The sequence below is a fragment of the Streptomyces sp. NPDC003300 genome, from assembly GCF_040610915.1.
In the GTDB taxonomy this organism is placed as follows: Bacteria; Actinomycetota; Actinomycetes; order Streptomycetales; family Streptomycetaceae; genus Actinacidiphila.
Genome location: NZ_JBEXNE010000019.1, coordinates 48956 through 69206, shown reverse-complemented (window position 1 = coordinate 69206; position 20251 = coordinate 48956). Strand labels below are relative to the sequence as shown.

Sequence of the window (20251 nt, the reverse complement as noted above, 5' to 3'; positions counted from 1 at the left end):
GCGCCCGGTGAAGGCCGCCGCCCAGCGCGTGGCGCCGGGCAGTTGGGGCGGCCACCGCACCATCGCGGCGGCCGTGCGGAGCGCGGACACCGGCGCCGTCATCACCGTGCAGGCGGGCACATACAGCGAGAGCCTGCTGCTTGACAAGGATGTCACCCTGGTGGCGAAGGGCGCCGTACGGCTGGTGGCCGTCCGCGGCCCGGCCGTCACCGTGCACGCGGGCCGCGCCGAGATCCGCGGCTTCACCCTCGTGTCCGCCGTGCCCCGCGAGGCCGCGCTGCTGGTGCGCGCGGGCGAACCGGTGCTGCGGGACTGCGAGATCACCGGCGGCCGGATCGAGGTCGCGGGCACCGCCGCCCCGCTGCTGAGCGGCTGTTCGGTACGGAAGGCCGAGGGCGCGGCGGTCCGGCTGACCGGCACCAGCCGCACCACACTGGAGAATCTGACCGTCGGCGGCTGCGTCGGCGACGGCCTGGTGGTCGAGGACGAGGCGCGCGCCGAGTTGACCGACGCCCTGGTGGACGGCGCCAGCGGGCGCGGCGTCCTGCTCACGGGCGGCGCGCACGCGACGCTGACCCGCTGCGACGTCCGCGGCAGCGGCGGCACCGCCGTCGTGGTCGAGGGACACGCCACCGCGGCGCTGCGCGACTGCCGCCTGCACGAGACGGGCGCCGCGGGCGTCTGGGTCCGCGAGACGGCGGGCCGCCTGACCCGCGCGGCCTCCGGCACGGGTCACCGGCCCCTCGCCCACGGCGAGGACGCCGAACCGGCCGCGCCCGCCACCGGCTCCGCCGCCCGCCCGGGCCACGACACCCCGGGCGTACGGCTGCGCGACTGCGAGATCTTCCGTACCGAGGGCGCCGGCGTACTGGCCGACGGCAGCAGCTCCGTCCTGCTCGACGGCTGCCATGTGCACCACACCACCGGCGCCGCGATCCTGGTCACGGCCGAGGCCACCGCCGAGTTGACCGGCGTGCGGGCCGTCGACTGCCAGGACACCGCGCTGGCCGTCAGCGGGGCCGGCCGGGCCACCGCGCACGACTCCACCTTCGCCCGCAGCGGCGCCAACGGCCTGTACGCGGTGGCCGAGGCGGAGGTGACGCTGACCGGCTGCACCGTACGGGACACCGCGTACACCGGAGTGCACCTCGGCGGCGGGGCCCGCCTGCATGCCAGGGGCTGCACCGTCAGCGGTTCGCCCGAGTACGGCGTGCGGGTCACCGAACGGTCCGAACTCCTCGCGGACGACTGCGAGATGACGGACGCGGGCCTGGCCGGGGTGTACGTGCAGGGCGGCGACGCGGCCGTCCGCGGCTGCCGGGTGTCCGGCGGCCGGGAGGGCGTACACCTGCACACCACGCACCGCCCGCTGCTCGCGGAGTGCGAGATCACCGCCTCCGGCGAGACCGGCGTCCGGGTCGGCCGGGACACCGGCGCCCGGCTGGAGAACGTCACCGTCACCGGCAGCGGCACCGCGGGCCTGCTGCTGGAGGAGGGCAGCACGGCCGTCGTGGAGGGCGGCGCGGTCCGCGAGCCGCGCGGCAGCGGCGTCGTCGTACGCGCCGGGGCCCGGCCCCGCGTACGCGGCCTCACCGTCGAGGGCGCGGCGAAGAACGCGCTGTTCGTCGAGGAGGGCGGCGAGGGCCTGTACGAGGACTGCCACCTCACCAAGAGCCGCTTCCCCGCCGTCTACGCCGGTGCCCGCTCGCGTTTCCTGCTTCGCCGCTGCACCGTGGACGGCACCGACACCGACCTGCTGCGGGACGACGAGGCCGACGTGCGGGCCGAGGACTGCCTGGTCCAGGACGCGACCGATCCGCTCCTGCCGACCCTCGCGCCCCCGGCGGCGGGGGAGGAGGGGCGCGTCGCGGTGCCCGCCGTCGCCGGAGCGCCCCGCTCGGCCGCGGAGAAGGCCGAACAGGCCGCCGGTGACACCGAGTCGACCGCGGAGGCGGCCCGCGCGAAGCTCGCGGAACTCCATGTGGAGCTGGACCGCCTGGTCGGCCTGGACAGCGTCAAACGCGACGTGGTCACGCTGACCAAGCTCATGCAGATGGTCAAGGTCCGCCAGGAGGCCGGGCTCGCGGCGCCACCGCTGAGCAGGCACCTGGTCTTCGCGGGCAACCCCGGCACCGGCAAGACCACGGTGGCCCGCCTGTACGGCGGCTTCCTCGCCGCGCTCGGCCTGCTCGAACGCGGACACCTGGTCGAGGCCGACCGGGGCGACCTGGTCGGCGAGTACGTCGGCCACACCGCGCCCAAGACGACGGCGGTCTTCCGGCGCGCGCTGGGCGGGGTGCTCTTCATCGACGAGGCGTACTCCCTCGTGCCGCAGGGGCAGTTCACCGACTTCGGCTCCGAGGCCATCTCGACGCTGGTGAAGCTGATGGAGGACCACCGCGACGAGGTGGTGGTCATCGTCGCCGGATACCCGAGCGAGATGAACCGGCTGCTGGAGTCCAACGCGGGCCTGGCCTCGCGCTTCACCCGCACCCTGCTCTTCGACGACTACACCTCGGAGGAGCTGGTGCGGATCGTGGAGCACCAGGCCGTCGACCACGAGTACACCTTCGCGCCGCAGACGACGGCCGCGCTGCACGACTACTTCGCGGCCGTCCCGCGCGGCGAGCAGTTCGGCAACGGGCGCAGCGCGCGGCAGGTGTTCCAGCGGATGACCGAGCGGCACGCGTACCGCGTGGCCGAACTCGACCTGAGCGCCGTCGATCTCGCGGCGGCCGACAAGGAGTTGCTCACCACGCTGCTGCCCGCCGACCTCCCCCCGGGAGGCGCCGCTTGACCGCGCGGGCGGACGTACGCCCCGCTGCCCGGCGGGCGCACCGTACGGCGGCGGACCCGGCACAGGACTTCGGCGCAGGACCGGCACAGGACTTCGGCGCAGGACCGGCACAGGACTTCGGCACAGGACTTCGGAGCGGCTGAAAGGAAGGTGACCCGCGGATGTCGGACCAACCGACCCCGGAAGAGTGGCGCGCGGACCTCGCGGCGCTGAACGACGCGATCGGCGTGGTGAAACGCGAGTCCGGCACGATCACCACCACCATGAACTCGATCGACGCCAAGGTGAAGCAGATCGGCGCCGACTGGTCCAGCCCGTCGCACGAGTCGTTCGCGGCGATGATGACGTGGTTCCACAAGGTCCAGCACGAACTGGACGAGTTGCTCAAGGACATCGCCTCGCGGATGACGACGTCGTACAACAACTACCACGACTCCGAGCACGTCAATCTGAACAACCTCAGCGACGGCGGGACCCATGGCTGAGTGCCGCCGCCGCGCACCGCGTGGGCGGTACGCGGCGGCGCGTTCAGCCCGCGGGCGGCGGCGGGAAGCGCGACTCCCGGTCGGTGTGCGCGTACACCTGCCCCGAGTGGTTGAGCAGCGCGATGTACTCGCCGAGCTTCTCCAGCGTCGAGCCGATCTGGAGCAGGGCGCGGTCCTGGGCCGGGTTCATGTCCGCGCCGAATTTCACGCCGGTCTCGGCGAACGGGTTGTCGTGCGTCTTGCCGACCGACGGGTCGTACCCGGACGAGAGCGAGGTGTGGCCCTCGCCCTCCGCGTTCTTGTCCTGGGCGCCCTGCCCGAAGACATGGCCCTTGACGGCCATGACCCGCTTGCGCAGCTCCTCGTACCGGTCGACCGCGCCGCGGGCCTCCGTGAGCATCGACTTCTCCGCGACGCGTACCGCGCTCAGGTCGATCTTCAGGTCCGCCGCGGCCTCGTACGAGTTCGGGTCGGGGCCGGAACCCTGGTCGGACTGGCTGTCCTTCGGGTCGATGTTGAAGGACGGCGGGGTGGACCAGATGACCTTGTCGGTCGGCACGAGGCCGTCGAGGTTCTTGTCGTGGTCGGGGTTGGGCGTCTCCGACCCGTCCGCGGGCGGATCGGGCAGCGGAGTGGTGTCGTATTTCGAGGTGATCGGATCGGTCACGTCGTCTGCCTCGTCTCTCTCGCGCCGACCGCACGGCCGGTTCGCCAAGCATGGGCCCGGCAGGACACCGCCAGGTTTACCACTTATATGAGGAATTGTCAGCATGCAGGTGCCGCACCGGTATCCGCTCCCCGAGAAAGGCGCGTCATGGCCGACTCCGGCACCGCCGACTACGACACCTCCGTCCTCAACATCTCCCCGACGGGCCTGAAGTCCGACGCCAACGACCTGGTCACCCTCAGCAAGACCGTCCTGTCGAGCCTCACCACCATCCGGGGCCAGTTGGAGGGACTGCACGTCGCCTGGCAGGGCCAGGCCGCCTCGGACGCCGACGAGGTCAACAAGAAGTGGGTGTCGGTCATGACCGAGCTGTTCGGCACGGAGGACGACCCGCACAAGGGAGTTCTGTCCGCGCTGGCCGACGGGGTCGGCATGGCCGCGTACAACTACACCACCGCCGAGGACGGCATCGCCGACGCCTTCAAGTCGTTCCGCACGGCCTTGACCAGTGACGACGGGAAGTCCAGCGACAAGCCGCCCGCCGCGGTCACCGACCCCAACAAGACCGCGGTCACCATGGAGTTCTAGTGCCGGCGCACCGCCCCCGCCACCTCGCCCCCACCGCCCCGACAGCCCGCTAGGCAGCCATCGTGAGTCGAATCCCCTTCCACCGCCCCGTCCGCATCACGCCCCCGCCGATGCCGGAGGGCCGGACGAAACTGGCCGGCCTGCCCCAGCGGCCACAGCCGCAGGGCGCCGCGGGCTGGCTGATGCTCCTGCTGCCCCTGCTGTCCAGCATGAGCATGGCCGCGTACATGATCGCCTACGGCAAGGCGTGGATGATCCTGCTGGGCATCGCCTTCGTCGTGGTCTCCGTGGGCATCACCATCGGCGTCCGGATGCAACTGCGCAGCCACCGCCGCCGCAACCAGTACCGGCAGCGGGAGCGGTACCTGGAGTATCTGGCCGGGGTGCGCAAGCAGGTCATGCGCTCCCAGCTCGGCCAGCGCGCCGCCGACGCGTGGCGGCACCCGCACCCGGACCGGCTCTGGGCGATCGCCACCCGCCGCCGCCGGGTCTGGGAACGCCGCCCGGGCGACGACGACTTCCTGCACCTGCGGCTCGGCACCGGCACGGTGGCGGCGGCCGACGCGCTCCAGATGCCGGGGCAGAACGACCCGACCATCGACGTCGACACGCCCTGCCAGCACGCCGCGGCCGAACTGGTCCGCGCGCACGGCACCGTCGCCGACCAGGCCGCCTGGCTCGACCTGCGCGCCGCGGGCGTGGTGAGCCTGCTGGGCCCGCGCGACCGTACCCGCAAGCTCGCCCAGACCCTGCTGCTCCAGCTCTCCGTGCTGCACGCCCCCGACGACGTGCGGATCGCCGTCGTCACCGGCGGCAACTCCGACTGGGACTGGGCCAAGTGGCTGCCGCACGCCCAGCAGCCCGACCAGGCCCAGCGCCGTGAACAGGAAGTCGTGCCGCTGCTCGCCGACGACCTCGCAGGACTCCAGGACCACCTCCAGGCCACCCTCGACCGGGCGGTCGCCGCCCGCGCCGAGCGCAACGCCCGGCTGATCTCCCAGCGCGACACCAGGCCCCGCAGTCACGTGGTGGTCTTCCTCGACGGATACGAGCCCGACGCGCCGTGGGCCCGCTCGGCGCTGCTGTCCGACCTGCTCACCGAAGCGGGCCCCGACCTCGGCGTGCACGTGGTGTGCCTGGTGGAGGAAGAGGGCTCCGAGCCGGGCCGGGTGGACGTACGCGCCCGCACGGACGCCCGCGGCGGCCTCGCGCTGGAAGGCCGTACGGCCGCGCTGCACGCCCCGGTCGAGCAGGCCGTCGTGGACGAGGTCGCGCCCGGCGTCCTGGAGGCCACCGCCCGTTCGCTGGCCCCGCTACGGCTGACCGGCGAACGCGAACAGGTCCTGTCGGAACACGTCTCCCTCTCCGACATGCTCGGCGTCCCCGACATCGCCCACTTCGACCCGGCCGCCCTGCGCCGCGCCCCCGACGACAGAGAACTGCTCTCCGTCCCCATCGGCGTCACCGGCACCGGCGAACCGCTGACCCTGGACCTCAAGGAGTCCGCGCAGGGCGGCATCGGCCCGCACGGACTGATCGTCGGCGCCACCGGCTCCGGCAAGAGCGAACTGCTGCGCACCCTGGTCACCGGACTCGCCATGGCCCACGCGCCGGAGCACCTGGCCCTGGTCCTGGTCGACTTCAAGGGCGGCGCCACCTTCGCGGGCGTCACCGAACTGCCGCACGTCTCCGGCCTGATCACCAACCTCGCCGACGACCTCGCGCTCGTCGACCGGATGCGCGACGCGCTGCGCGGCGAACAGCAGCGCAGGCAGCGGATGCTGCGCGAGGCGGGGAACGTCGACTCCGTCCGCGAATACCAGTTGCGGCAGGCGGCGGGCGCCACCGACATCAACGGCAAACCGCTGGAGCCGCTGCCCTATCTGCTCATCATCGTCGACGAGTTCGGCGAACTCCTCTCCCAACGCCCCGACTTCATCGACCTGTTCGTGCAGATCGGCCGGGTCGGCCGCTCGCTCGGCATGCATCTGCTGCTGGCCACCCAGCGGTTGGAGGAAGGCAGGCTGCGCGGCCTGGAGTCCCACCTGTCGTACCGGATCTGCCTGCGCACCTTCAGCGCCGCCGAGTCCCGCGCCGTCATCGGCACCTCCGACGCGTACACGCTGCCCGCCATCCCCGGCTCCGCCTACCTCAAGGTGGACGAGTCGGTCTACGAACGCTTCCGCGTCGCGTACGTCTCCGCGCCCTACCAGGACCACGACGCCGACAGCGCGGGACCGGCCCTGGAACCCGTGCCCTTCGCCGTGCACGGCGACCTCGCGCCGCTCGCCGCGGACGAGGCCGAGACGCCCGGCTGGGACTGGGACCCGGAGGGCGGCTCGACCGAACTCCAGCTCGCCGTCGAGCGGTTGGCCGACAAGGACACCGCGGGCCACCAGGTGTGGCTGCCGCCGCTGCCCCCGCGCTTCACCCTCGACCCGCTGCTGGGCGAACCGGAGGCCGACCCGGAACTGGGCCTGCGCTGCGCCCTGTGGCCGTACTCCGGCGAGCTGAAGTTCCCGGTCGGCGTGCTGGACGTGCCCTCCCGGCAGGAACAGCAGCCCCTCGTACTGGACCTGGCGGGCCGTCAGGGCCACATCGCCCTGGTCGGCGCCCCGCAGAGCGGCAAGTCCACCTTCCTGCGCACCGCGATGCTCAGCGCCATGCTCACCCACACCCCCGACGAGCTCCAGTTCTACGGGATCGACATGGGCGGCGGCTCGCTGCACGGCCTCGGCGACGCACCGCACGTGGCGGGCATCGCGGGCCGCCGCGACGACGAGCGGGTCCGCAGGGTGCTGGCCGAGATCACCGGCCTGGTCACCGCGCGCGAGCAGATGTTCCGCGACCTGGGCATCCAGTCCGCCGCCGAACTGCGCGCCCGCCGCGCCGCGGGCGAAGTCCCCGACGGCGTACGGTCGGCCGACGTCGTGCTGGTGGTCGACAACCTCGCCGCCCTGCACACCACCGACGAGAACGCCGTCGTCACCCTCACCGAGATCGCCACCCGCGGCCTCGGCGTCGGCGTCCACCTCTGGCTGACCGCCAACCGCTGGGCCGAGGTACGGATCGGCCTGCGCGACAGCATCCCCGGCCGCCTCGAACTGCGGCTCAACGACCCCACCGAGTCCGAGATCAGCCGCCCCGCCGCCCGCGCGCTCGGCCAGAGCATCCCCGGCCGCGGCCTTGCCGCCGCGGGCCTGACCCACCACATCGCGCTGCCCCGGCTCGACGCCGTCGACAGCGTCGAAGGGCTCGCCGAGGCCGGGCAGGCGCTGGTGGCCCGGCTCGCCGAGAGCTGGCGGCGGCCCGCCGCCCCGGCGCTGCGCGTGCTGCCCGCGCGGATCACCGTCCGCGAGCTGACGGCCGCCGCCGCGCTGCCGCCCGCCGAGCGCTGGGAGGGCCACGGCCCCGCCCTCGGCGCCCGCGAAGTGCCCATCGCCCTACGCGAGTCCGACCAGCGCCCGGTCGGCCTCGACCTGACCGCCGACGCCCCGCACTTCGTCGTCTTCGGCGACTCCGGCTCCGGCAAGACCGCGTTCCTGCGCGCCTGGATGCGCGGCCTGGCCGCCCGGCACAGCGCCCGCGACCTGCGCTTCATGGTCGTCGACTACCGGCACAGCCTGCTGGGCACCGTGCCCGACGAGTACATCGGCGCCCGCGGCGGCAACGCCGACCTGGTCGCGGCCCAGGCGCAGGCCCTCGCCGAGACACTGCGCACCCGGATGCCCCCCGCCGACGTCACCGCCACCCAACTCGCCGCGCGCGACTGGTGGCACGGCCCCGAGCTGTACGTCGTCGCCGACGACTACGACCTGGCCGCGGGCACCATGGGCCACGGCCCGCTCGCCGCGCTCGCCGAATTCATCCCGCAGGCCGCCGAGTTGGGCTTCCACCTCGTGCTCGCCCGCCGCGTCGGCGGTGCCAGCCGCGCCCTGCTGTCCGACCCCCTGCTGAGCAAGCTCAAGGAGATCGGCACCGACGGGCTGCTGCTGTCCGGCGACCACCGCGAGGGCGTCCTGATCGGCGACCAGCGCGCCTACCGGCGTCAGCCGGGCCGCGGCACGCTGATCCGCCGCAGCTCCGCCGTCCCCGCCATCGTCCAGGTCGCCATCGACGAGCTGGGCGAGGAGGCCCCTGGCGAAACGGGCCCTGGCGTAACGGCCCCTGACGGACCGGGCCTTGGCGTAACGGGCCTTGGCGTAACGGGCCCTGGCGGAACGGCTCTTCGTGAAGGCGGCGAGCCGGTGAGCGTACCGGGCCCCGCCGCCGAGCCGGTGCCCGCGGGCGTCGTGGCGGGGCACGGCGACGATCCGGGGTCCCCCGAACCCGCCGCCAGGCAGCCCGACGTGGCCCGGTACGTCACGGGACCGGTGACCCGCCTGGGCGGCGGCCCCGAGAACAGCACCCGTCCGAGTAGCAGCGGTACGCCCGAGGAAAGCGGCCCCGACCATGGCTGACGCGGATTCCGTACTCAACACCATCAAGCTCGACGACATCTACGAACTGGGCAACGCCTGGATCCGGATGGGCGACGACCTCCACGAGCGCAAGGTCGCCGTCAACGGCTACGTCTCCGAGCTCGGCATGACCGGCAAAGCCGGTGACGAAGCGCGCCTGGCCTGGCAGGAGGGCGTCGCCCCGACCATCGACAGCGCCGCCGAGACCGCCTGGACCATCGGCCAGACGATCAACCGCTACGCCGACGAACTGCACAAGGCCGCGGCGGAGTACGCGAAGAAGCTCAACGCCGCGATGTGGGCCGACATCCTCGGCGCCCTGCTCGGCGCCGTGTTCTTCGCCCTCGGCCCGCTGCTCAGCGGACTGCTCGCCATGATCGGCCAGTTGCTGGCCCGGCTGATCCCGATCATGGCCCAGATGGCCGCCCGGATCGGCTCGGTGGCCACCGCGGTCATCGAGATCACCGGCAGCGCCGTCATCGGCGCCGCGTCCAACCTCGCCTTCGACATCGCCGTCGGCAAGATCGGCGCGGACATCGCCGGTACCGACTACGAGGTCGACTGGAGCATGGAGGCGTGGAGCCTGGGCATCGGCGGTGCCTTCGGCGGCATCAGCGGCGGGCTCGGGGCCTTCCACTACACCCCGCGTCCGGGAAAGCCGGGCTCCGGCCCCAAGACCGGGGCCCCGCCGCCCGTCTCACCTCCGCCTCCCACGCCGATCGGCGGCAAACCGCTGGGCGGTGGCGGCGGCGGGAAGTCCCCGATCGGTCCGCCCCCGTCGCGGATCGGCGGCGGCGACCACGCGACGCCGATCACCGACGGATCGGGCAAGGGCGGTCCCGCCCCCGACTCGGGACCGATCGTCACCAAGCACTCCTCCGGCGGCGAGTTCAGCGGCACCAACAGCGGACCCGGCGGCGGCCACCACAGCAGCGACGTCGGCGCGCCCGCCCCCAAGGGCGACGACTCCGCCGGGGGTTCGAAGGACCCCGGCAGGACGCTGGGCGCTCCGCCGGCCAATCCGTACGGGGTGAAGACCCGTCCGGTCGGCGACGGCGGTTCGAACGGGTCGTCGGGCTCGTCCGGTTCATCGGGTTCATCGGGTTCGTCGGGCAAGGGCAAGGGCGAGTCCGATCCGGGCAGGACGCTGGGCGCTCCGCCCGCCAACCCGCACGGGGTGACGTCCCGCCCGTACGGTGACGGCGGTTCTAACGGGTCGTCGGGCTCTTCGGGCAAGGGCGACGGTTCACCGGGGGGTGCGAAGGACCCGGGCAGGACGCTGGGCGCTCCGCCCGGCAACCCGCACGGCCTGAAAGACCGCCCGTACGGCGAGAGTTCCGGAAATTCGAGCGGTTCCAACGGGTCCAACGGATCCAAGGGGTCCGGTGGGTCGGCCAAGCCGCTGAGCCCGAATCCGATGGACAATCCGGGCAGGCGGCTGGGCGGTCCCGGCGAGAATCCGTTCCCCGGTCCCGGCACGAAGGCCGAGGGCGGCGGGCCGGTCAAGGCCCAGCCGACCGGGCCCGGTTACGACTACCCGGCGACCAGTTCCCACGGCCGTCCCGACGGGTCGGGCTCCGGCAACCCGATGGACGGGCCGGGGCACCGCCTCGGCGGTGGCAAGCCGGACCCCAACAGCCTCTGGAAGGAGCCGAATCCGGACGCGCCGGGCAGCAACGGTCCGTCGAAGGCGCAGCCGACCGGACCGGGTTACGACTATCCGGCGACGAGTTCCCACGGCCGCTCCGACGGATCGTCCGGATCGGGCACCGAAGGGAAGCCCGGCGGGCCGGGCGGGTCGAATCCGATGGACGGGCCGGGGCACCGCCTCGGCGGCGACAAGCCGGACCCCAACAGCCTCTGGAAGGAACCGGGTTCTGGCAACCGCGGCGGTGGTCCGCGCGACAACGGATCGACGGCGCCGCCCGCGCCGAAGGCCCCGGCGCGCACGGGGCCCGGCCATGACCAGCCCGCGACGCTCGGCGACAAGCCGGGCGGGCGGCAGAACGGCGGCGACGCGGCGGGCTCGGGCGACGGCGGCGGCAATCTACGGTCCAACCAGGGCAACAGCAGCCACACGCAGATCGAGACCGCGCCGCCACCGCACGAGCCCGGTTCCGGCACGAACTCCGGTTCCGGCAAGGGCAGTCACTCCGACAGCGGCCAGAGCGCGCCGCCGCCCCGGAAGGAGACGACGGAGACCGCACCGCCTCCGGGCGAGGCCCCGCCGACCCCGGTGGCCCCCGCGCCCAAACCGCCGGTGCCCTCCGGCAAGGAGGGCGGGAACCCGCAGGGAGGGACTTCCCAGGGCGGCAACACGCAGGGAGGCAACCACCAGAGCGGGAATCCGCAGGGCGGGAACTCCCAGGGCGGGAACCGTCAGGGCGGGACATCGAAACCCCCGGCTTCGAGCGGCACCGGCCCCGACCCGATGGCGAATCCCGGTCGGACGCTGGGCGACGGGAAGCCGGTACCGGCCAGGGAGCCGCGTTCGGGTGGTTCTTCTGAGTCGTCGCCGGTGCCGTTGAGTCCGAATCCGATGGACAATCCGGGGCGTCGGTTGGGTGGTCCGGGTGAGAATCCGTTCCCCGCGCCCGAGTCGAATCCGCAGGGTTCCGGCGGGCCGGAGTTGCACTCCGACCCGATGGCGAATCCCGGTCGGACGCTGGGCAATGGGAAGCCGGTGCCGGGCACGGAGCCGCGTTCGGGTGGTTCTTCTGAGTCGTCGCCGGTGCCGTTGAGTCCGAATCCGATGGACAATCCGGGGCGTCGGTTGGGTGGTCCGGGTGAGAATCCGTTCCCCGCGCCGGAGACGAAGCCGCAGGGTTCCGGCGGCCCGGAGTCGCACTCCGACCCGATGGCGAACCCCGGTCGGACGCTGGGCGGCGCGAAGCCCGCGCCGGATTCGGGCTGGAAGGAGCCGGGTCGGGGCGGATCGTCCGGGACGTCATCCGGAACGTCGTCCAAGCCCGTCAGCTCCGATCCGATGGAGAATCCGGGACACCGCCTGGGCGGCGGCATCCCGGACCCGAACGGCCTGTGGAAGCCGCCCGGTTCAGGCAGCCGGGGCGACGGCTCGCACGGGGGCGGACCGAAGCTGCCGCCCGCGCCGAAGCAGCCGACGCGCAAGGGCCCCGGTTACGACGGTCCTGCGACGCTCGACGACGTACCGGGCGGGCGGTCGAACTCCGGCAACGGGAGTTCGGGCGACGGCCCTGGCAATCTGCGTCCGAACCAGGGCAACAGCAGCCATACGCAGATCGAGACCGCGCCGCCGCCGCACGAGCCCGGTTCCGGTAAGGACTCCGGTTCCGGGAACGGCAGTCGGCCCGACGGCGGCCAGACCGTACCGCCGGTCGGCAAGGAACCCCCGGCCGCCGCACCGCACACGAAGGAGGCCCCGCCGACCACGGTGGCCCCCGAGCCCAAGTCGCCCGCTCCCTCCGGCAAGGAGGGCAAGCAGCCCCAGAACGGCAAGTCGACGTCGGAGACCACCACCGAGCCGGCCCCCGCCTCGTCGGACAAGGGCAAAGGCAAGGAGCCCGCGACCGATGAGGGCAAGGGCAAAGGCAAGGAGCCCGCGTCGGAGGAGGCACCCCCCTCGGAGCACGTGCCGCCGGGCGAACAGCCGCATGAGCAGGAGGGGTCGGGCCACGGTCCCGGCCTGAGCGAATTCGACAAGGTGATCCTGGCGCACGAGATCAACCGCGAATTGCACCGGCTCGATCCACGCCGACCTCCGGTCCGCCCAGGAGACGTGGACGAGCTGCACGCCCAACTGCCCCACTGGCGACAGCGCATGCCGTTGCGGCCACGCGGTGAGGCGATCGCGCAGACGATGGTGACGGGCAAGCCGCTGTCGCTCCCCGGCGGGTCCTCGCATTCGGGTTCGGGAGGATATTCCAGGACGTCCGTCTTCACCGACCCGAGGGAGCAGAGCAGGCCGCCGGTCTCGTCCTCCGGGCGCCGGTTGAGCCGGCGGTCCTATCCTTCCCCCGGGTCGGTCCAGCGGCCTGGCCTGCTGTCCTACCCCTCCTCCGGGCTCGGCCGCCGACCGATCGCGCCGCCCGCCCCCGCGCCGAGGAGGCAGCCCAGCAGCTCCGGGTCGCGCGGGCAGTCGTACGCCCCGCCGCCGTCGGGATCGAGCCGACAGCCGTACCCGCCGCCGTCGGGATCGAGCCGACAGCCGTACCCGCCGCCGAGTTCGAGCCGACCGCGCACCCCCGTCTCTGACATCGGGGACGTGGAGATGATGGACGCGCCGCCCCCGGAGCACGCCCCCTTCTACGCGCCGACCGCGACGGTCCGGCCCCACGGCATCTCCGACAGGCATTGGCACGACATCCTGGAGGCCCAGCGGATCTCCGAGCGATGGCACACCGATTACTACCGGCGAATGGGCCTTCAAGAGGAGGCGATCCGCCAGAACCTGCGGAATCAGGGAATACCGGTCTCTCCGCACGACACATTGCCGTTCGAGCCGCTGCCGCGCGAGATCGAGTTGTTGAACTTCGGTCATGAGGTCTTCGCCGACGTACGCCGCATTCTCCACGGGGGCCAGTCGAATCAGGCGTCCTCGGTCGCGGCGACGGGCGGGGCGCTCCAGATTCGCCTTTCCCTGGCCCGGCAGGTCGCTCCCCGGGAGCAGCCCAGAAATACCATGGAACAACTGGGGCAGAGCGCGGCCACGGCATCCATCACCGGCACGGGCAACTGCGGTGAGCACGCGGCCTTGACCTACACGCTCGTGAACCGGCACAGGCTGCCCGACGGCATGCGTATCTGGTACGTGCCTCTGAATCTGCACCGGGGTGAACCCGGCGACAACCCCGTCGCCCCGTACACCGACCATGTGTTCATCGCGGTCGGTTATCCCGAGCGGCCCCGTAACATCGTCATGCTCGACCCGTGGGAGGTGAACGCGACTCCGATCTTCGCCGGGGATCCCGCTTTCCGCTTCCCGTTCCTGGTCGGTCCGCGCAATGCGCCGTCGATCAACCCGCGGGCCGTTCTTCTGCCGAATGACGGAATCGACTACCTGGCCATCGGCCATCGTCAGATCGGGCACGAAGTCCACGACATCATGGATTTCACCGGTACGCCTCTCCCCGCCAGCCAGTACCAGGGGGTGTACAACATGTATCAGGACTTCGCCATGCCGGCGCCCGTCCGGAACATGTATCCGGCCGGCCCCGCGTGGGACGCCTATTTCGCGCACCGGCACCCCCAGCAGCCCGGCTTGATCCGGCCGGGCGGTTCGTCGGGTCAGCCGTCGGGTCTGATCCGGCCGAGCGGTTCGTCGAGTCGGCCGAGCAGCTCTTCGGGTCGACCGGCCGGGCCGTCGCGGCAGCCGAGCGGCATGTCGCGTCAGCCCAGCGGTTCTTCGCGTCGGCCCAGCGGCTCATCGCGCCAGCCTGGCGGCTCTTCGGGTCAGCCCAGCGGTTCTTCACGGCGGCCGAGCGGCTCGTCGCGTCGGCCGAGCATGCCGTGGGACCAGCCGGGCGGCCCGGCCCGTACGGTGGGCGGTTCGCCGGACACGGGGATCGATCCGATCCGGGAGCAGTGGGGCATCGGGCGGGTGGTCACGCTGGCGGAGCCGCGCTCCGGCACGGGTCTGGTGCGCGGTCCTGCCCCGGAGGCCGGTCCGCGTACGGCCGACAGGCCCGGTGAGTTCGCGGTGTTCGACCTGCCGCTGCCTCCGGCCGACACGCCGTCGTCGTCACGGCCGTTGGGGTACGAGGTCGATCCGGGCGGCTGGATCAGGCTCCCGGACGGCAGCGTGCTGTCGCCCGGCGGCTGGGTCAGCTTCGGGGACGACTTCATCCACACCCCCACGGGCGCGATCATGCACGGCGACAGCGGCTGGATCGGCGAGGTCGGCAACATCGAGCAGATCGCCGCGACCTGGCACCACTTCGACCCGTCGGCGGCCCCGCACCTGCCGGTGCCCTCCGGCGACGGCCTGCACATGGTGCCGGTACACCCCGGCGACCAGGCCGTGCACATCCCGCTGCGGCCCCGTACCGACTCGGAGACGCAGGCGGCGGCCCCGATCGCGCACCCCGGCTCCGAGACGCCGCGGCCCCGTGGCCCCGTGCCGACCGGCACATCGGGCACGGCGGGCACATCGGGCACATCCGGTGCACCGGGTCCGTCCGCCAAGGGCAAGGAGCCCGCGACGGAGGGGACTTCCGGCTGGGACGAGACGCCCGCGGCGGCCTGGGCGCCCGTCGTCCGGCCGATGGCGCCGACGCCGTCCGCCGTGCCGTCGCCTCCCGCGCAGGGGACGTCCGGCCACGGTTCCGACCTGAGTGAATTCGATCAGGTGGTCCTGGCCCAGGACATCAACACGGAACTGCACCGGCTGGACGCGACGCATCCGCCGGTGACGGTGGCCGATGTGCCGGAGCTGCACGCGCAGTTGCCCGACTGGCGGCAGCGTATGCCGCTGCGGCCGCGTGGCCAGGCCATCGCGCAGATGATCGTGACCGGTCGTCCGATGTCGCTCCCGGGCGGGTCATCGTCGTACTCGGGTTCGGGAGGGTATTCCAGGACTACGGTCTACACCGATCCGAGGGAGGAGAGCAGGCCGCCGGTGTCGTCTTCCGGTCGCCGGTCGAGCCGCCGGTCCTATCCCTCCTCCGGGTCGGTCCGGCGGACGGGCGTCTTGTCCTACCCCTCCTCCGGGTTCACCCGCCGGCCGAGCAGGGAGTCCTCCTTCGCCGAGCCGAGCAGGCAGCAGTACCCCTCGTCGGGATCGAGCAGGCAGCAGTATCCGCCGTCGGCGGGATCGAGCCGACAGCCGTACCCGCCCACCGCCGGATCGAGTCGGCAGCCGTACCCGCCGACCGCAGGGTCGAGCAGGCAGCCGTATCCGCCGACCGCGGGGCCCAGTCGGCCGCCTGCGCGCTCCTTCGAGCCGGAGGACGTGGAGATGGCGGACGCGCCGCCCTCACCCCGCCTGCCGAGCTGGCAGCCCGCCCCCTTCTACGTACCGACCGCGACGGCTCCGCCGCCCGGCATGGCGCCCGAGCAGTGGTTCGCCATCGAGCGGCTCAACCGTCAGTCCGTGCAGTGGCACACCAACTACTACGCGCAACGGGACGCGGCCGAGGCGGCGAGTCGCGGCGGACGGCGGGTGGGGATGGGCGATCCCCTTCCGCCCGACATGCTCCCGTCGGAGCCTTTGCAGAACGAGCTGTGGCTGATGGACCTCGGCCATGAGATCTTCGCCGGGGTACGCGAGATCCTGCACGGAGGCCAGTCGAATCAGGCGTCCTCGGTCGCGGCGACGGGCGGGGCGCTCCTGGTGCGCAACCACCTGGCCCGTCAGGTGCCCCGCGTTCAACCCCGCAATATCCAGGAGTCGTTGGGGCAGAGCGCGGCCCAGGCGTCGCTGGTCAACACCGGCAACTGCGGTGAGCACGCGGCCCTGACCTACGTCCTCCTGAACCGGAGGCAGCTGCCCCCGGGGATGCGGATCTGGCACGTGCCGCTCAACCTCCACCCGGGCGAACACCCGTTGCACGCCATCGCGCCGTACACCGACCACGTGTTCATCGCGGTCGGCTATCCCGAGCGGCCTCGCAACATCGTCCTGCTCGACCCGTGGGAGGTGAACGCGACTCCGATCTTCGCCGGAGACCCCGCGTTCCCCTTCCCGTTCCTGGTCGGTCCGCGCAACGCGCCGTCGATCACCCCGAGGGCCGTTCCGCTCCCGCACGACGGGGTGGACTACCTGAACGTCGGTCTCAGCCAGATCGACACGGGCGCGATCCTCAACATCATGGACTTCACCGGCACGCCCGTCGCGGCCAGTCAGTACGAGGGCTTGTACAACATGTACCAGGACCTCGCGATGCCGTCGCCCGTCCGGAACATGTATCCGCCCGGGCACGCTTGGGACGTCTACTTCGCGCACCGGCACCCTCGAATTCCGGGCTCGAACCGGCCGATTGGCGGTTCGTCAGGTCGGCCGGGAGGGTCGTCCGGCCGCCCGGGAAGTTCGTCGCGGCGGCCGAGCGTGTCCTTGAGTCAGCCGGGCGGGCTGTCGCGGCGGTCCAGCGTGTCTTCGGGGCGGCCGAGCGGGCTGTCGCGGCAGCCGAGCGGTATGTCGGGCCAGCCCAGCGGGTCTTCGAGTCGGCCCAGCGGGTCTTGGGACCGTCCGGGCGGGTCGTCGGGTCGACCGAGTGGGTCGTCGAGCCGACCGAGCGGGTCGTCGGGTCGGCCGGGAAGTTCGGCGGGGCGGCCGAGCGGCTCGTGGGATCTGCCGGGCAACCGGTGGGGAGCGCGGGGCGGTTCGCCGGACGTGGGGATCGATCCGATCCGGGAGCAGTGGGGCATCGGGCGGGTGGTCACGCTGATGGAGCCGCGCTCCGACACGGGTCTGGTGCGGGTTCCCGCTCCTGCGGCGGGTCCGCGTACGACCGGTCGACCTGGTGAGTTCGCGGTGTTCGACCTGCCGCTGCCTCCGGCCGACACGCCGTCGTCGTCACGGCCGTTGGGGTACGAGGTCGATCCGGGCGGCTGGATCAGGCTGCCGGACGGCACGGTCCTGTCTCCGGGTGGCTGGGTCAGTTTCGGTGACGACTTCATCCACACGCCGACCGGCATGATCATGTACGGGGACAGCGGCTGGATCGGCGAGGTCGGGAACATCGAGCAGGTCGCCGAGGTATGGGACGAGTTCGATCCGTCCGCGACCGCGTACGTGCCGGTGCTCTCCGGCGACGGCCTGCACATGGTGCCGGCCCTGCCGGGGGACGAGGCGGTCCACGTTCCCGTGACGCCTCGTACCGGCACCTCTTTCGCGGCGCCGCTCGTGCGGGCGGGCGCGGACGTTCCGCCGGGGAAGGGCAAGGAGCCTGCTACGGATCAGGCCCCGGCGGCGGGCGAGGTCCCTGTCGCGTACGAGGCTCCTGTCACGGAGCAGGCGCCCGTGTCCCGTCCGGTACCGGTCGAAGCCGTGGCACCGGCGGCACCGGCGACGCCCGTGGCACCAGCGGCACCGGCGATGCCCGTGGCCGTACGTCCGTCGCACGCCGCCCCCGAACTCCCGTCCCCCGCACGCTCGCAGGAGGACCGGCTGGCCGAGCGCGGGCTGGCGCCGCTGTACATCCTCGACCAAGGGGACGCGGTGACACACGCGTTGACCGCCGTCGCGCCGGTGGAGAGCGGACGGCTCGTGGGGCACGGACGGCCCGCCGGGTCGCAGGAGTTGCGGGACACCCTGGCCGACGCGCTCGTGACCGACGCGCAACGGCCGCCGGGGGAACGGCGGTTGTGGCCGCCGCTCACGGGCCTGACTGCCCCCGGACGGACGGAGCCGCTCGTCGGCTCCGAGGAAGCGGCCGTCGAAGCCGTACGTACGGGGACCGGTTCCGATGACGCGGACTGGCTCGTGCTCGCGGTGGCCGCACCCGTGCTCGGGCTCCGGGTCACCGTACTGACGCCGGACGGAACCCCCTGGACGGCAGGACCGGACGACGGCCGCCCCGTCCTGCTCTTCCAGCAGGCGGACCCCGCTCCGTACACCGCGCGGTGGGCGGCGACCGAGCCCGTCGGCGCCGTACCGGAGCAGCGGCCCGTACCGCCCGTATCGCCGCTGTCGGCACCGGAGTTGGCCTCGGACCAGGCCCCGGCCCCTGCCCCGGCTCCGGTGCCCTCGGCGCCCGACCGGCACGTGGCGGCCACCGTCCCGTCCTCGCCCCCGTCCGCGCCCCTGTCCGCGCCGCCGTCAGCGCCGCTGCGACTCGGCTTCGGTACGGCCAGTGGCCCGCGGCGCCGGGCCGCCTCCGGCGGGGAACCGGCGCCCGAGGTCTTCTTCGGCTCCGAACCGCGCCCGGCCACGAGGCGGTGAGGGCGAGAGCGCCGATCGCCCCGGACGCCTCGGCGGATCCGGTGCCCGCACCGGCACCGGATCCGCGAGAGGAACCGCCGTAGCGGGGTGCACGCGCCGTGTGATATTCGTGGTGCGCAAGGGGAGTGGGGGACTCCGGTCGCCAAGCGGTACGGGCACCGCCGCGCACGGCACGCGGCCGGTGGACGCCGCACCGGGCCGGGCGGCGCCGTCCCGCCGGTCCTTCTGCTCATGTCGTGCCCATTCCGTGCCCATCCGGTTTCGGGGGCGGCCGTTGGCCTCGGTCCTGGTGCTTGACTGGCCGGGTGTGACCTGAGGGCCTTCATGTGCGTCTGAGCGATGGGCATCTCTTTGTTGGACTCTTGGCGAGTGGGGAACGGGCGTTGAGCGACACCGATCAGGACGAGGCGAAGCGGCGGCGGCGGGCACGGTTCGTCGAGGTGCTCACGAGCAGTGCCCGTCAGCCGGGGGAGCGTTCCCGGCTGGGCTCCAGGGTCGCGGGCGCCACGGCCGTACTGGCGCTCGCCGCGGGCGCCACCATGGGGATCGGCGCCTGGCGCGGCCACCAGGCCGACCAGGACGCGAAGGAGCTCACGGCCGCGCAGACCAAGGCGGCCGACCGGCTCGCCCACCTCCCCACCGGCTCCGTCAGCCCCACCGCGCAGAAGCCGACGCCGAAGCCGTCGCACTCCGCCACGCCCAAGGCGCCGGTCCACACCACCCACTCGCCGACGCCTTCGCCGAAGCGGTCCGAGAAGGCGACCGCCACTCCCACGCCGACCATCGCCGTCTATCCCTCCACCGCGCTGCTCCTGAACGCCGCGACGGCGCTGTGCGCCGACATCCCCTACTTCGGCGCGGGCAAGGTCGGCGGGTCCGTCAACACCCACAAGTGCGACGGCACCAGCAACGACAACCAGATCTGGAACATGCGCGTCCAGCCCGTCGGCAAGGGCCCCGGCGGCACCGACCTCGTCCTCTTCGTCAACGCCAAGGACGATCTCTGCCTCGACATGCCCAACCGCGGCCCCCAGCCCGCCGGCACCACCCTCAACGAGGCCAACTGCGACGGCACCCTCGCCGACAACCAGCTCTGGTGGCTCGAACCCGTCGGCAACAGTGCCGTCCACATCCGCAGCTTCATCAGCGGCAACCTCTGCATCCGCCCCGGCAACGTCAGCCCCGGCGGCTCCGACCGCCGCCTCATGATCGCCACCTGCGGCACCAACGACGAGTCCCGCTGGTTCCTCTACCCCGTCTCCGCCTGACCCCGCCGCCCGCCCCTCCCTCGCCAACGCGTGAACGCACTCCGGTGAGGTGCACAACTGGTGCGGTCCCCGTCAGCTTTCGCCGAATCCAATCGCGGCGGTTGAGCGTGAACAGATAGCATCCGCG

Annotated in this window: 7 protein-coding genes; 6 read left to right on the top strand and 1 reads right to left on the bottom strand. The window is 72.7% G+C overall.

Annotation, left to right across the window (positions count from 1 at the left end):
* The first annotated feature begins 7 nt into the window (after positions 1–7).
* Entirely contained in the window at positions 8–2797 is a 2790-nt protein-coding gene (locus ABZX65_RS25350; protein ID WP_355344260.1) for a right-handed parallel beta-helix repeat-containing protein, read from the top strand.
* Between the two features lie 161 nt (positions 2798–2958).
* Positions 2959–3282 carry a WXG100 family type VII secretion target gene (locus tag ABZX65_RS25345; protein ID WP_355344257.1) on the top strand — a complete coding sequence of 108 codons (324 nt, stop codon included), beginning with the start codon at positions 2959–2961 and terminating at the stop codon, positions 3280–3282.
* A gap of 43 nt (positions 3283–3325) precedes the next feature.
* Here ABZX65_RS25345 and ABZX65_RS25340 read toward each other — a convergent pair whose 3' ends face one another.
* On the bottom strand, positions 3326–3949 hold the full coding sequence (locus tag ABZX65_RS25340) for a hypothetical protein (RefSeq protein WP_355344254.1): 624 nt from the start codon (positions 3947–3949) through the stop codon (positions 3326–3328).
* Positions 3950–4096: 147 nt separating this feature from the next.
* On the opposite strand from ABZX65_RS25340, the gene ABZX65_RS25335 reads away from it, so the two are divergent.
* The 4 genes from ABZX65_RS25335 (at position 4097) to ABZX65_RS25320 (ending at position 20124) form a co-directional block, all read left to right on the top strand.
* A complete protein-coding gene (locus ABZX65_RS25335; RefSeq protein ID WP_355344251.1) occupies positions 4097–4537 on the top strand; it encodes a hypothetical protein in 441 nt (146 codons plus the stop codon).
* A gap of 62 nt (positions 4538–4599) precedes the next feature.
* Entirely contained in the window at positions 4600–8997 is a 4398-nt protein-coding gene (gene eccCa, locus ABZX65_RS25330; RefSeq protein ID WP_355344248.1) for a type VII secretion protein EccCa, read from the top strand.
* Positions 8990–18856 (top strand): hypothetical protein, encoded by a 9867-nt coding sequence (locus tag ABZX65_RS25325; protein ID WP_355344245.1) that lies wholly within the window; start codon positions 8990–8992, stop codon positions 18854–18856. Before eccCa ends, ABZX65_RS25325 begins: the two co-directional genes overlap by 8 nt.
* Before the next feature lie 383 nt (positions 18857–19239).
* The gene (locus ABZX65_RS25320) at positions 19240–20124 is read left to right on the top strand and encodes an RICIN domain-containing protein (protein ID WP_355344242.1); all 885 of its coding nucleotides are present in this window, start codon (positions 19240–19242) and stop codon (positions 20122–20124) included.
* Positions 20125–20251 lie beyond the last annotated feature (127 nt).